Annotated in this window: 15 protein-coding genes and 1 tRNA gene; 9 read left to right on the top strand and 7 right to left on the bottom strand. The window is 69.7% G+C overall.

Annotation, left to right across the window (positions count from 1 at the left end):
- Positions 1-4 precede the first annotated feature (4 nt).
- A complete protein-coding gene (locus tag NQV15_RS05040; protein ID WP_232398511.1) occupies positions 5-838 on the bottom strand; it encodes a class I SAM-dependent methyltransferase in 834 nt (277 codons plus the stop codon).
- Positions 839-942: 104 nt separating this feature from the next.
- Here NQV15_RS05040 and NQV15_RS05035 point away from each other — a divergent pair, with 104 nt between their 5' ends.
- The 5 genes from NQV15_RS05035 (at position 943) to NQV15_RS05015 (ending at position 6,953) form a co-directional block, all read left to right on the top strand.
- On the top strand, positions 943-3,270 hold the full coding sequence (locus NQV15_RS05035; protein ID WP_232398510.1) for an ATP-binding protein: 2,328 nt from the start codon (positions 943-945) through the stop codon (positions 3,268-3,270).
- 40 nt (positions 3,271-3,310) lie between these two features.
- Positions 3,311-3,544, top strand: coding sequence for a hypothetical protein (locus NQV15_RS05030; protein WP_232398508.1), 234 nt, complete (start codon positions 3,311-3,313; stop codon positions 3,542-3,544).
- A gap of 157 nt (positions 3,545-3,701) precedes the next feature.
- Positions 3,702-4,883: an HNH endonuclease gene (locus NQV15_RS05025; RefSeq protein WP_232398507.1), complete on the top strand. Its 1,182-nt coding sequence runs from the start codon at positions 3,702-3,704 to the stop codon at positions 4,881-4,883.
- A gap of 130 nt (positions 4,884-5,013) precedes the next feature.
- Positions 5,014-6,063: an HpcH/HpaI aldolase/citrate lyase family protein gene (locus NQV15_RS05020; protein WP_232398506.1), complete on the top strand. Its 1,050-nt coding sequence runs from the start codon at positions 5,014-5,016 to the stop codon at positions 6,061-6,063.
- 11 nt (positions 6,064-6,074) lie between these two features.
- Complete coding sequence (locus NQV15_RS05015; protein ID WP_232398505.1) at positions 6,075-6,953, top strand: HpcH/HpaI aldolase/citrate lyase family protein; 879 nt, start codon at positions 6,075-6,077, stop codon at positions 6,951-6,953.
- A 78-nt stretch (positions 6,954-7,031) separates the two neighbouring features.
- On the opposite strand, the gene NQV15_RS05010 is transcribed toward NQV15_RS05015, so the two are convergent.
- The 4 genes from NQV15_RS05010 to NQV15_RS04995 all read right to left on the bottom strand — a co-directional run bounded on the left by NQV15_RS05010 (position 7,032) and on the right by NQV15_RS04995 (position 9,284).
- Positions 7,032-7,193 (bottom strand): hypothetical protein, encoded by a 162-nt coding sequence (locus NQV15_RS05010; protein WP_232398504.1) that lies wholly within the window; start codon positions 7,191-7,193, stop codon positions 7,032-7,034.
- Between the two features lie 404 nt (positions 7,194-7,597).
- A complete protein-coding gene (locus tag NQV15_RS05005; RefSeq protein ID WP_232398503.1) occupies positions 7,598-8,716 on the bottom strand; it encodes an FUSC family protein in 1,119 nt (372 codons plus the stop codon).
- Positions 8,713-9,033, bottom strand: coding sequence for a GroES family chaperonin (locus tag NQV15_RS05000; RefSeq protein WP_232398502.1), 321 nt, complete (start codon positions 9,031-9,033; stop codon positions 8,713-8,715). The genes NQV15_RS05005 and NQV15_RS05000 overlap by 4 nt, the downstream gene beginning before the upstream one ends.
- A gap of 2 nt (positions 9,034-9,035) precedes the next feature.
- The gene (locus tag NQV15_RS04995; protein WP_232398501.1) at positions 9,036-9,284 is read right to left on the bottom strand and encodes a DUF3618 domain-containing protein; all 249 of its coding nucleotides are present in this window, start codon (positions 9,282-9,284) and stop codon (positions 9,036-9,038) included.
- A gap of 74 nt (positions 9,285-9,358) precedes the next feature.
- On the opposite strand from NQV15_RS04995, the gene bcp reads away from it, so the two are divergent.
- Entirely contained in the window at positions 9,359-9,826 is a 468-nt protein-coding gene (bcp, locus tag NQV15_RS04990; protein WP_232398500.1) for a thioredoxin-dependent thiol peroxidase, read from the top strand.
- Between the two features lie 24 nt (positions 9,827-9,850).
- Here bcp and NQV15_RS04985 read toward each other — a convergent pair whose 3' ends face one another.
- Positions 9,851-10,699 carry a helix-turn-helix domain-containing protein gene (locus NQV15_RS04985; RefSeq protein WP_232398499.1) on the bottom strand — a complete coding sequence of 283 codons (849 nt, stop codon included), beginning with the start codon at positions 10,697-10,699 and terminating at the stop codon, positions 9,851-9,853.
- 184 nt (positions 10,700-10,883) lie between these two features.
- Here NQV15_RS04985 and NQV15_RS04980 point away from each other — a divergent pair, with 184 nt between their 5' ends.
- A complete protein-coding gene (locus NQV15_RS04980; protein WP_232398498.1) occupies positions 10,884-12,122 on the top strand; it encodes an MFS transporter in 1,239 nt (412 codons plus the stop codon).
- Here NQV15_RS04980 and NQV15_RS04975 read toward each other — a convergent pair.
- A tRNA-Leu gene (locus tag NQV15_RS04975) sits at positions 12,104-12,185 on the bottom strand. The genes NQV15_RS04980 and NQV15_RS04975 overlap by 19 nt on opposite strands.
- Positions 12,186-12,286: 101 nt before the next feature.
- Here NQV15_RS04975 and NQV15_RS04970 point away from each other — a divergent pair.
- Positions 12,287-13,021, top strand: a complete 735-nt coding sequence (locus NQV15_RS04970; protein ID WP_232398497.1) for an AIM24 family protein — start codon at positions 12,287-12,289, stop codon at positions 13,019-13,021.
- A gap of 38 nt (positions 13,022-13,059) precedes the next feature.
- Complete coding sequence (locus tag NQV15_RS04965) at positions 13,060-13,458, top strand: GAF domain-containing protein (protein ID WP_232398496.1); 399 nt, start codon at positions 13,060-13,062, stop codon at positions 13,456-13,458.
- Positions 13,459-13,474: the final 16 nt, after the last annotated feature.

Genomic DNA, 13,474 nt, shown 5'->3' with positions numbered 1-13,474 from the left:
TCCCTCACTGCCGGGTCGCGGTGAGCAGGAGGTACTCCCACTCCATCGTCGTCCCGTCCGGGCCGAAATGATCGGCGGCGAGGTCCGCGAGGGCGCGGTCCAGCGCCTCGACCTTGGCGGCGTCGTCCGCGATGCTGCGGTACACGGCGATGGTCGGGCCGTAGGCGCGCTTGAAGAACTCGCGCATCTCCTCCGGCGACCCGAACCGGTCCACCGTGAGCATCTCCTTGCGGGCGTCGACATCCTTGACCCGGTCGCCGAGGAGCAAGCGCACGTGCGCCTCGTCGCCCCATAGCGGCGGCGGTTGGGCGCCGGGCGGAGGCGGAGGTGCGTAGGGCTTGAGCGTTGCGAACATCTGGCCGATGAAGCCCTCCGGCGTCCAGCTCAGCAGGCCGAGGGTGCCCCCGGGACGACACACGCGGACGAGCTCGTCGGCGCCGGCCTGGTGGTGGGGCGCGAACATCACGCCGACGCACGACATCACGACGTCGAACTCCGCGTCGCCGTACGGCAGCGCCTCGGCGTCTGCCTCCTGCCACTGAAGGGTCGCCCCTCGTTCCTCGGCGAGCCGGCGGCCCGCGTCCAGCAGGTCGGGCGTCAAGTCGGACGCGACGACATCGGCTCCGGCGAGAGCGGCGGGGATCGCCGCATTGCCTGATCCGGCGGCGACGTCCAGCACCCGCTGCCCGGCACGGATGCCGCACGCCTCGACCAGGCGGGGCCCGGTCGCCGGGATCACCTCGGCAGCGACGGCGGGGTAGTCCCCCAACGACCACAGGGCCTTGTGCTTGGTCTTCAGCGCCCGATCCGCCTCGACGCGCTCGATCAGCTGACTCATGATGTGCTCCTTCGTTGATGGTGTCCTCACTGCCCAGAATGGGCCGCCGTCCCGGGAGATACATCCGTGCTGGACACGGAATTGTGGATCGGTAAAGTCGGTGCATGGTGCACGTGGAACGGCTGACACCGCGAGAGAGCGCAACGCTCGACGCGGTGGCGCGGCGACTCACCAACGGGGAGATCGCCGCCGAGTTCCACGTCTCCGTCCGCACGGTGGAGAGTCACATCGCGTCCCTGCGCCGCAAACTCGCGGCCGACTCCCGCGCCGCGCTGATCGACGCGGCCCAGGCCCGGCGCTCCGCGACGGTCCGCATCCCGTCGACGTCCTTCGTCGGTCGCGCCGATGACCTGGCCGCCGTGGGAGCATCCCTGGAGCGAAACCGGTGGGTCACCATCGTGGGCCCCGCCGGCTCGGGCAAGACCCGTCTGGCCCTCGAGATCGCCGCAGCGGGTGATCGACCACCGGTGGTCGTCGAGCTGGAGCACATCTCCGCCGGCCGGGTCGTCCAGAACATCGCGAAGGTCGTCGGGCTGAGCAGCGACAGCTCGGCGGACCTGATGGGCCAGTGCGCCGTGGCGATGAACGCACGGCCGCACCTGTTGGTGCTCGACAACTGCGACCGGGTGCTCGACGCCGTCGACGCGGCCGTCGCCGATCTGCTCGCCGCCTCGCGTTCGGTGGCGGTCCTGGCCACGTCCCGCTCCCCCGTCGGGGGTGCCGGGGAGTCACTCCACGTCCTGCACCCCCTCCCGGTCGACCACGACGGCGCCGCCGTGGCCATGTTCGTGGACCGGGCCCGCCTCGCGATCGGCTCGTTCATCCCGTCCAAGGACGAGCAGCGGGCCATGGCCCGCGTGTGCCGGCGCCTCGACGGGTTGCCGCTGGCCATCGAGCTGGCTGCAGCGCGCCTGCGCCACCTGCCCCTCGACGAGCTCGAGCGCCTGCTGGACCACGGTTTCGGCGGGCTGGACCGCGCCCGCCCGGCGACTCGTCACCGCACCCTGGAGACTGCCTTCGACTGGACGTGGGACCTGCTCGAGGACGCCGAGCGGTCGGTCCTGTCGCGTCTCGCCGCGCTGCCGCGCACGTTCGACCTCGAGCTTGCGGAGGTCGTCGCTGCGCCCGGCGCCGGACGGGTGGTGCTCAGGCTGCTCGACCGGTCGCTCGTCGCCCCGCTCGACGAGATGACGGCGACACGTCGCTTCCGGCTGCTGGACGCCCTGCGCGAGTTCGTCCTCGACCGCACCGACCCCGAGGTGATCCACGCCGTCCGCGCCGCCCACACCCGACACTTCGAGGCGCTGGCACGAGGGCTGGCCGCCGTCGCCCGTACCGATGACAGCAGCGACACGGCCGCCCGCGCGGGACAGGCCTGCGTCGATCTCAACGCGGCGGCGCACTGGGCCCTCGTCCACGACCCGGCGTCCGCGCTGTCGATCGCGACCTCCCTGTCGGTGGGCGCCGAGCAGTTCAACCCCGACGTGGACAGCCTGAGCACGATCGCGCTGATGGCCCGCGACCCCGAGGTCCGTCGACTCGCCACGAACCGCGATCTCCTGGCCCTCGGGATGGCGATGTCGTACTGGGACCTGGACATCGTCGACGATCTCGCGCAGCTGGCCATGACGCGCGCCACCGATCCACCCTCGGTGCTCACGGCGCGCCATCTGGCCGGCTACGCAGACGCGTACCAGCACCGCACCCAGGCCGCGCTCGCGCACCTGCGCATCGCAGAACAGCTCGCGATCGAGCTGGACGACCAGTGGGCTCTCGGCTCGGTGCGGCAGGCCAGAGGCATCGCCTTGCGCGACAAGGACGCCAGTGCGGCGATCGCCGCGTTCCGAGCGGCGATGGACGCCTACGCCTGCGCGGGCGACGCGATGCACGTCAACAACGCGCGATACATGATGGCCGCGACGGCCGCCGGTGCCGGCACCCGGACGAGCGAGGCGCGGCGGTGGGCCGAGCAGTGCGCGACGTACGCCCGCGGGTGCGGCAACCACCATGAGCTCGCCCACGCACTGCTGACTCGCACCATCCTCTCCGGCGACCGCCGTCCCGACCCCGTCGTCGACGAGGTCATCGATGAGTTCCGGACGGTGGGCGATCTGCGGTGCCTGACGCGTGCCCTGTTGCTGAAGGCCAGACGGGCGTCGGCTGCCGACCGGGTCCCCCTCCTGCGAGAGGCGTACGAGGTCTCGGCCCGCGCTCGGGACGCCGACCACCAGTCGGTCGCGGTGGAACGTCTGGTGCACGCCCTGTGGGAGTCGGGCGCCCGCCGGCTCGCGGTCGTCGAGCTGGGGATCCTGTGCCACCTGCTCGGCGAGGCGCAAGCCCGGGAGCGCTGCCCGGCGCCGATGCTGCTCGAGCTCGACGCGTGGGAGACGACCCTCGCGGAGGGACGCGCCCGTGCCGCTGCCACCCCGTGAGCTGATGCCGATATTTGAACCGCGTCGTAGCGTGTGACCTATGCCACGTCGTCACCCCGGAGCCCTGGCCCGCGAGGCCCTGGTCCTGCTCGGCTGCGGCCTCGGCGCACTGACGCTCTTCGCGCTGGGGACCTATCGCGCTGGCGGTCCGCGCTGGCCACACGCCGTCGTCAACATCTCATCCTGGGTGCTGGTGGTCGTGACCGCGACGATGCTGGTGATCGCCTGCGTCGAGACACTGGCCCAGATCGTCAGGCAGCACCTCGCCAGATAACCTTGGCCGCCCGCACTATTTCCTGATTTCACAGGGTTTTCCACTGGTCATCGAACACGTGTTCGAGTAGAATGAGGCCATGGACCCAGCCCCCACGATCGACGCGATGCGGACCGCCGCACAGTCGTTGCGAAGCGGGGACGCACGGGAGCGTGCGGTGGCGATCCAGGCCGCGAAGGATGCACTTGATGCGGCGCAGGCGATTGCGCTGGCCGAGCTGGATGCCTCCAAGGACTTCGAGATCGACGGCTGCTCGACCCTGAACGCGTGGGTGCGCACCCAGCTGCGGATGAACGCCGGCCAAGCCACTGCGCTGGTGCGCAACGTGGCTGCTCTGCGGGATCTGTCCCTGGTGGCCGAGGCGGCCGTGACGGGGCAGATCAGCGCCGCGCATGTTCGAGTGTTCGTCTACGGGCTCGCACATGTGGGGCTGGAGCTGATGCGGATGCACGAGGAGTTGTTCGTGCAGGTCGCCTGCGAGCATGAGCCGGGCGAGTTGTTCGAGGCCGTCAAGCACTTGAAGGACCGCACGCACCCGGACGATCTGGATGATGCCTGGGAGAAGGGCATGGACAAGCAGGACTTCCAGGTCAACGCCCTACCCGACGGGTGGCACGTCACCGGCTTCCTGAACACCGTGACCGGGGCAAAGCTGAAGAAAGTCCTCGACTCCGTCTCGGCCCCACACGATGCAGAGGACACCCGGTCGGGTTCGGAACGACGGGTGCAGGGCTTGGACGACCTGTTGAGCTCGATCCTGGGCAGCGGGGAATTACCGTCCGACAAGGGTTTGAAGCCGCACGTGTCGGTGTTCGCCGACGCCGAGACCGTTGCCGCGGCGGCCGAGCACGTCCGCCAGCAGACCGAAGAGCCCTACCTCCGTCCAGACCCCATGCCGCCGACAGAACCGGCCACGTTGGCCGGGCACGGCGCGATCGGACCGAACCTGCTGATGTACTTCATGTGCACCAGCGAGGTCACCGCCTTCTTGATGAAGACCGACGGCGGCCAACGCCAAGCCCAGGTCCTCAACGCCGGCACCGCGAAGTACCAACCGAACCTCAAGCAACGCCGATCAGTCATCGCTCGCCAGGGCGGCGTGTGTGCCACTCCCGGGTGCAACCACACCCACCTCGAGATTCACCACGTGATCTGGTGGTCGCTGGGTGGGCGCACCGACGTCGACCAGCTGATCGGGCTATGCGTCCGCTGCCATCACCTCTTGCATCGCGGACGCCTGCACATCGAGGGCAATGCCGTCGACGGGTTCACCTTCACCACCAGGGCCGGTCGCCCGATTCGTCGCCGACGACGAACCGGCTACCGCCAAGCCGCCTGACCACCCGTCCGGCGGCCCACCGGCACGCCGTGGCCGATGTGACCCCCGCCCTACGCGGGATCCGCGCCGGATCGGCATACTGACAGGCAGTTTTGTCCTCGACGACTTCGCCTTCAGGAGAGATCACCGCGTGCGCAATCCCCGAGCCTTCCTCCGCCCCCTCGCCGTCGGTGCTCCGACCCCCGTGGCTGACATCCCGTTCCGCCCCTCGCGGATGATCCACTTCTTCGACCCCAGCAACCCCAAGATGGCTGCCAAGGTCCCGGAGATCGCCAAGAAGGTCGACATCATCCTGGGCAACCTCGAGGACGCGATCAAGACCGAGAACAAGGAGGCCGCGCGTCAGGGCCTGGTCGACATCGCCAAGGCGACCGACTTCGGTAACACCCAGCTCTGGACCCGCATCAACAGCCTCGACTCGCCGTGGGCGCTGGACGACCTGATCACCCTGGTCACCGAGATCGGCGACAAGCTCGACGTCGTCATGGTGCCCAAGGTCGAGGGCGCGCAGGACATCCACTACATCGACCGCATCCTGGCCCAGCTCGAGGCACGCGCCGGCATCACCAGGCCGATCCTCGTCCACGCGATCCTCGAGACCGCCGAGGGCATGACCAACGTCGAGGAGATCGCCGCGGCGAGCCCGCGCATGCAGGGCATCTCGCTGGGCCCGGCCGACCTCGCCGCCAGCCGCCGCATGAAGACGACTCGCGTCGGTGGCGGGCACCCGGGCTACCTGGTCCGCCAGGACCCGACCGGCGACGACCTGACGCAGGGACGCACGACGTACCAGCAGGATCTGTGGCACTACACGATCGCGCGCATGGTCGACGCCTGCGCCGGCAACGACATCCTGCCGTTCTACGGTCCCTTCGGTGACATCAAGGACGTCGTGGCTTGCGAGGACCAGTTCCGCAACGCATTCCTGCTCGGCTGCGTCGGCGCGTGGAGCCTGCACCCGGTGCAGATCGACATCGCCAAGAAGGTCTTCTCCCCCGATCCGGCCGATGTCGCGCACGCCAAGGAGGTCGTCGAGGCCATGGGTGACGGCTCCGGCGCCGTCATGATCAACGGCAAGATGGAGGACGACGCGTCCTGCAAGCAGTGCATCGTCATGCTCGATCTCGCCAAGGCCCTCGCCGAGCGCGATCCCGAGCTCGCCGCCGCCTACGACCTGTGAGGACCACGCCCATGACCGAATCCGTGACGCTCCGCCCCCGCCGCTCCGTCCTGTACATGCCCGGCGCCAACGAGCGGGCGCTCGAGAAGGCCAAGGGCATCGACGCCGATGCGCTGATCCTCGACCTCGAGGACGCGGTCTCCCCCGACGCCAAGCCCGAGGCCCGCGAGCGGGTCTGTGGCGCCGTCCAGTCCGGTGAGTACGGGCACCGCGAGCTCGCGATCCGGGTCAACGGCATCGGCACGCAGTGGCACGACGACGACATCGCCGCCGCAGCCGCGGCCGGGCCGGACGCCGTGCTGGTGCCCAAGGTCAACTCCGCTGATGAGGTCCGCCAGCTGGTCGCCGCTCTCGAGGCGGCCGGCGCCCCGGAGAAGACCAAGCTGTGGGCCATGATCGAGACGCCGATCGCGCTGCTGCACGCGGAGGAGATCTGCGCCGCGCACGAGCGCCTCACCGTCATCGTCATGGGCACCAACGATGTCGTCAACGAGACGTACGGGCTGCACGTGCCCGGCCGTAACCCGCTGGTGCTGACGGCGCTGTCGCTCACCCTGCTCGCCGCCCGCGCGGCCGGCAAGGTCATCATCGACGGCGTCTACAACGACGTGAAGAACCTCGAGGGCTTCGACGCCGAGGCCCAGCAGGGACGCGAGATGGGCTTCGACGGCAAGACCCTGATCCATCCCGGTCAGGTCGAGCCGGCCAATGTCGCCTTCAGCCCGTCCGATGCCGACATCGCGCACGCCCGCGAGATGATCTCGGCGTTCGACGAGGCCAAGGCCGCCGGCCAGGGCGTCGTGACGTTCAACGGCCGCATGGTCGAGGAGCTGCACGTCCGCGACGCGCAGCGCATCCTGGCCTTCGCCGAGGCGATCGCCGCGCGCTGACCCCGCCGGAACGAGAAAATCGGGGCTTGTCCGGACGATCCGGACAAGCCCCGATTCTCATGTCCCCCCGCGGGGACCTCACTTGTTGGTGCGCATGCCGTAGAGCTCGGAGTAGATCTTGGACTTGTGCGCGTTGTACTTGCGGCGCTGACGCACCGTCTCCAGCAGCACGAGCCGGTCGATCTCTGACAACTCATCCCAGGCGCGCCCAGCGCCCTTGCGGGACTCGAAGAGTGCCACTTCCCTCACCCCCTCTCCGTGTGTCGTCGCCGGAGCGGGATTCGTTGAGTTCAGTGCGGGAATGAGTGGTTGATCGAGTTTCGTGGTCATTGCGCGCCTCCTTTCGGGAAGGGTCGGATGGTGGATGGAAGGCCGGACGAGGTCGTCCGGGCATGAAAAAAGCCGCTTCAGATCCGAGGATCCGAAGCGGCAGAACAGCCGACAGATGTGGGCTACTTCAGGTGCACTGCTCCGGAGTCAGGACCGGCAAAGGGCGCGACGACATCACGACGGGTCATCAGCGCCTGGCTGTTGAACGCGATCATGGTGTCACCTCCCTGACGGTCGTGGACTCCGGTTTGGAGCAATCCAGGCAACGTAGCGCACCGCCACGCGGACTGTCCACCCCCCCATCGCAGGGAATTTCAGTCGAAGTCGAGACGCTCGTCGATCTCGTCGCGGGTCGCACCGCTGGCGTACAGCAGGTCGGCCGCGAGCGATCGCACCTGCGCCGCGATGGCAGCGGTGTTCATGGTCATCGCGCCGGGCAGGGCCATGACGGCGATGCGGGCCGCGTCGACGAGCTGGCGGCGGGCCTGCTCGAAGTCGTCGCGCTCGGACAGGTCGTCGGCGAAGATCCCGACCGCCTTCGACAACGACTCGACGGCCAGGTCCATGCCCGCCGGGGCCTGCTCGTGGTGGCGCAGCATCGCCGCGGTGCGCCGCGCCAGCACGCGGGCGTCCCGGATCGCGTTGTCGAAGTCGCGGATGGCGCCCACGTACATGCCGACGTGCTCACGCTGCTTCCACCTCATGGGTGACATGCGGGTGATCTCCGAGACGCTGGCAGCCGTGCTCTCGAGCGCCTGGAGGCCCGGCTGCATCGCGCGCGCCTCGGCCAGCGCTCGCTCGGCCAGGTCGTTGTCCTGCTGGCGCATCGCCTCGGCGATCTGCCCCAGCACCCCGCCGAGCCGGCGCAGGAGGGACTGCACCTCGATGTCGATGTCCCGGACGGCGTTGCGCGGAACCAGCAAGATCATCGCCAAGCCGGCGCAGCCGCCGATCAAGGCATCCGCGAACCGGGTGACGGCCGGGTTGCCCGCATTGGCGGCCGGGATGACGGCGGCCAGCAGGACCGAGGAGTTCGCCGCCTGTGTCATGGCGAGCCCTTTGATGCCCAGCAACGTGCACGCGATGACCGTCAGGACGACCACCAGTGCGATCTGCCACGTGCCTCGCCCGATGGCCAGGATCAGCAGCTCGCCGACCAGCACGCCGAGTGCCACGCCCAGCACCAGCTCGAACAGCGTGCGCGCCCGCAGCCCGGCGCCGGCGATGATGACGATGACGGCCGAGATCGGCGCGAAGAACGCCTGGGAGTGGCCCAGCAGGTGGGTGGACACGAAGTAGGCGGCAGCGGTCGCGCCGCCCAGGCGCAGCAGCAGCCGCCAGCGCTTGCGCAGCATGCGGAGCCGGTCGTTCCAGGTGAGCTCCGACCGGGGCAGACGGATCCGCCACAGCGGCACGTCGCGGGAGGGGCTCACAGGTAGAGCCCCGTCTGGCCCTCCTCGATGCGCTCCGCCGCCACGGCGTGCAGATCGCGTTCACACAGCAGGAGATAGTCCTCGCCGCGCACCTCGACCTCGGCCCGCTCCTCGGGATCGAACAGCACCCGGTCGCCGACCTCGACGGCGCGCACGTGCGCACCGATCGCCTCGACCCGCGCCCAGGACAGCCGCTTGCCCATCGCTGCGGTCGCCGGGATGACGATGCCGCCGGTGGAGCGCCGGTCGCCGGCGTCCTTGTCCAGCGACACCAGCAACCGGTCGGCGAGCATGCGGATCGGCAGCTTGCTGGACATGGTCAGCGCAGGAGCCGACGGATCACGATGATGCTCGCGATGACGGCGACCGTGCCACCCACGAGCGGCAGGATCGTCTCCATCCGCGGTGAACCGGTCTCGTCGACGAACTTCGCCTTGAGGTCGTCGAGCCCGCGGCGGGCGATGTTCTTGGGGCTGGAACGGTCGATCAGCGTGTCGACGGTCTCCGCCAGTCGCTCGCGGATCACATCGATCTGGTCGACCAGCTCATCGGATTCGGCCTTGGCCACGTCACGCCTCGCTCACCTGGAAGTCTGCGGAGGTGCAGGCCGGTGGCCTGCACGCATACGTAAGGATAGGGCGTATGACGACCCGACTGCAGGCCGGCGACACGGCTCCCGATTTCACCCTCACCAACGACGCCGGCGAGAGCGTCTCCTTGTCGGACCAGCAGGGCAAGGTCATCGTCTACTTCTACCCCGCGGCGATGACACCGGGATGCACCAAGCAGGCCTGCGACTTCAGCGACTCGATCGACCGTCTGCAGGCCGAGGGGTACACCGTCCTGGGCATCTCCCCCGACAAGCCGGAGAAGCTGGCCAAGTTCCGTGAGCGCGACGGCCTGACCATCCAGCTGTTGTCCGACCCGGACAAAGAGGTCCTCACCGCGTGGGGCGCCTTCGGCGAGAAGAAGCTCTACGGCAAGGTCGTCCAGGGCGTCATCCGGTCGACGTTCGTCGTCGAGAACGGCACGATCACGCTGGCCCAGTACAACGTCAAGGCGACCGGCCACGTCGCGAAGCTGCGCAAGGACCTTGGCCTGGCGGCCTGAACCCGGGCGGCGTGCGTCCACCGCTCAGCGGCGGGAGCTGTCGCTCTGTTGCGCCGATGCGAGCGAGGACGACCCGAGCAGGGCCAGCTTGTCGGCGTCCCCGGATCCGGCATCGGGATGGTAGATCACGATGTGCATGCCGTCGGTGCCGCTGATGGCCAGCTGTTCGCGGTTGAGCCGCACGGCGCCGACTTCGGGGTGGTTGAAGGTCAGCGTGGCGCGTCTCGGCGCGGCGACGTCGTGGCGGCTCCACAGCTCGCGGAACCGTGGGCTCGCCAACGAGAGCTCACCCACCAGCTCGATGAACCGCGGATCGTCGATGTCGGCCCCCACGGCGAGGCGAAGGCCCGAGGCGTAGCACTCCGTCATCCCGTCCCAGTCGGCGTAGAACGCCGGGTCGGGGTCGAGGAAGACGTCGCGCAGCTGGTTCCCCCCCGCCGCGAGCCGCGGCGACAACGCCGTCGCCATCGGGTTGGCGGCCAGGACGTCGAAGTAGCGCCCCTCCACGAAGGCCGGCTGCTGCATGGTGTCCAGCAGCGCCGCGATGCCCTCGGGAGCCGACTCGGCCCGGCGACGACGGCGCGGCGGTCTCGGCGTGTCCGCGACGAGGCTCAGCATGTAGGCCACGTTGTCGTCGTCCAGGTGCAGCACCCGGGCGATCGCGCGCAGCACCTGCGCGGACGGATTGCGGTCACGCCCCCGCTCCAGGCGCAGGTAGTAGTCGGCGCTGATGCCGGCGAGCATCGCCACCTCCTCGCGGCGCAGACCGTTCACGCGGCGCGCCCCGATGCTGCGGATGCCCGCCTGCTCCGGCGTGACGAGGCCGCGTCGCGCCCTCAGGTAGTCGCCCAGGAGATTGGCACTCTCGCTCATGCCAGCCACAGTACGTCGCAGGATCGGCCGGCGGGGCGGTGAACGGCACGAGAGGGGTGGTCCTGTCACACCCCTGATCGGCAGGTCACTGGTTGGCGCTGCGGGGCGCTCATACGTTGATGGCGGCTCGACCGGGCCAGCACATCGACCAGGCCCCGCCGGGGGCCGCAGAGAGAGCATGGACATGCCTGACGAACGGGTGACCGGTTCGGTCCGAGCGCACGGGGCTGCCCGGAGCACGACACCTGACGGCACGTCGGAACGTGCCGGGCCGGAGTCCTGGCTGGGGGTCACCGCGCTCAGCCTTGGCGTCTTCGCCTTCGTCATGGCCGAGTTCCTGCCCGCCAGCCTCCTGCCGCGCATCTCGGCGGACCTCGACGTCTCGACCGGGGCCGCCGGACAGGCGGTGAGCGTCACGGCGTTCGCCGGCGCGGCATCGGCGCTGTTCATCTCGGTGGTGCTGCCTCGTGCTGATCGGCGGCGCGTGATGATGGGGCTGACCCTGCTCGCGACCGCCTCCAACGTCGCCGTCGCGATCGCGCCGGACCTGCTCGTGCTCCTGGTGGCGCGGCTGCTGCTCGGGGTGGCCCTCGGCGGGTTCTGGGCGATGTCCACGGCGGTGGCCGCCCAGCTCGTGCGCGCCGAGCACCTCGGCCGTGCCCTGACGATCATCAACTCCGGCGTCGCCCTGGCGACGGTCGCCGCGGTCCCCCTCGGCACGTACCTCGGGGACGTGTGGGGCTGGCGCTGGGTGTTCGTCATGGCCGCCGGCGTGGCATTGATCGCCCTGCTCGCGCAGGCGCTGACCCTGCCCTCGGTGCGGCCCGGGGCCGAGAGCAGCCTCCGCGCGCTCGGGGCGGTGCTGCGCTCGCGCGTCGTCGTGGCCGGTCTGGTCAGCATCCTGCTGGTGTTCGCCGGCCACTTCGGCGGGTTCACCTACATCCGCCCCGCCACCGAGGCAGTCTCCGACCTGGACGCGGGCGCCTTCGCGGTGCTGCTGCTCGTGTTCGGGGCGACCAACCTGCTCGGCACCCTGTTGGCCGGGCCGCTGGCCGACCGATCACCCCGCCTCGGCCTGTTCGCCTTCCCCGTGCTTCTGGGCACCGGGATGCTCGTCCTGTTCTCCGGCGGATCGACGGCGATCGTCTTCGTGGCCGCCGGCCTGTGGGGCTTCGGCTTCGGCGGTGTGCCGACGACGGTCCTGAGCTGGGGCGCACGGACCGAGCCCACACGCATCGAGCAGGTCGGCGGGGCCATCGTGACGGTGGCCAACCTGGCCATCGCCGTGGGCGCGGGGATCGGCGGGATCCTCACGGACCGTGTCTCCGCGACCGCGTCGCTGCCGCTGGGAGCCGCCACCTGCGTCGCGGGCGGGCTGCTGCTCACCTACCTGAACCGCGCTCGTGCCGATGACAGGACTTGAACCTGCACGTCCGAAGACACAGGTACCTAAAACCTGCGTGTCTACCAGTTCCACCACATCGGCTGCGGGCCCAGAATACGGGTCCGTCGCGGCCGGCACTTCGCGGCGGTCTCGTACGTTGTCATGGCGAGGCACGAGAACGTGCCGTTTTACGAGAGGCAGCCATGAAGTCAGATCTGTTCGCCCAGACCCATCTCGAGGTCCAGACGACCGAGCGGTTCGCGCTCCAGAACCCCCGGATGCTCAAGGTCACCCTGGGCGCTCCCGTGCTCGCCACCAAGGGCGTCATGGTCGCCTACCAGGGGCAGGTCACCTTCGAGCACAAGTCGGCCGGCAGCATCGGCAAGCTCATGAAGAAGGTCGTGACCAGCGAGGACAACCCGCTCATGACCGTGGCCGGCCAGGGTGAGGTGTTCTTCGCCGACACCGCCAAGAACGTCTTCATCCTCAACCTCGAGGGCGACGGCATCTCGATTAACGGCCGCAACCTGCTGGCCTTCGACGCGACCCTCGATCACGACATCCGCCGCGTCAAGGGCGTCGGTGTGGCCGCCGGCGGCCTGTTCAACACGATCGTCAACGGGCACGGCCAGGTCGCGCTCGTCGCAGACGGCGACCCGATGATCCTGGACTGCTCGCAGCAGCCCACCTACGTCGACATCAACGCCGCCGTGTGCTGGTCGGCGAACCTGGCCCCGCAGCTGCACAACAGCATGAGCATGCGCTCGACGCTGCGCGGCGGTTCGGGCGAGGCCTTCCAGTACGCGTTCCACGGCCCGGGCTTCGTCGTGGTCCAGCCGTCCGAGGGGCCTGCCCAGACCCAGGGCGGCGGTGGACAGGGCGGCAACGTCGCGGCCGCCGCGGTGGGCGGCGGCATCCTCGGCGGGATCCTGAGCTGAGCGGAGCGACGGACCGCAGCCCGGTCTACCGCGCGCCCATGCGCTCGCGCCGCGACGACGTCGACGACGCCGCCGCCGTCGAGCGGGCGCTGCGGCTCGGGCTGGTCGGCATGGGCGAGGCAACCGACGAGCGCGCCGAACGACGTCTCGACCGGTTCATCGCGGCACCCGACGGCGCGTTCGTCTGGACCCGCGACGGGGACGGCGCGGCGTACGTCGGGCGTATCACCGGGCCATGGCGTCGTGACGAGGACGGCGCCGCGGTGGATCTCGTGAATGTCCGCGACTGCGACTGGGTCACCGAGCCGGTCGACCCGGGGCTCATCCCGGCTGCCGTCGCACAGACCTTCGCACGTGGGGGCCGCAACTTCCAGCAGACGCATCCCGGCGACGTCGAGGCGCAGACGCAGACCCTGTGGCTGCGCCTCGCCTCCTAGCGTGGCGCGCGGGATC

It is taken from the genome of Aeromicrobium wangtongii (assembly GCF_024584515.1).
Taxonomy (GTDB): domain Bacteria; phylum Actinomycetota; class Actinomycetes; order Propionibacteriales; family Nocardioidaceae; genus Aeromicrobium; species Aeromicrobium wangtongii.
This window is presented reverse-complemented; position numbering and strand designations above follow the sequence as displayed.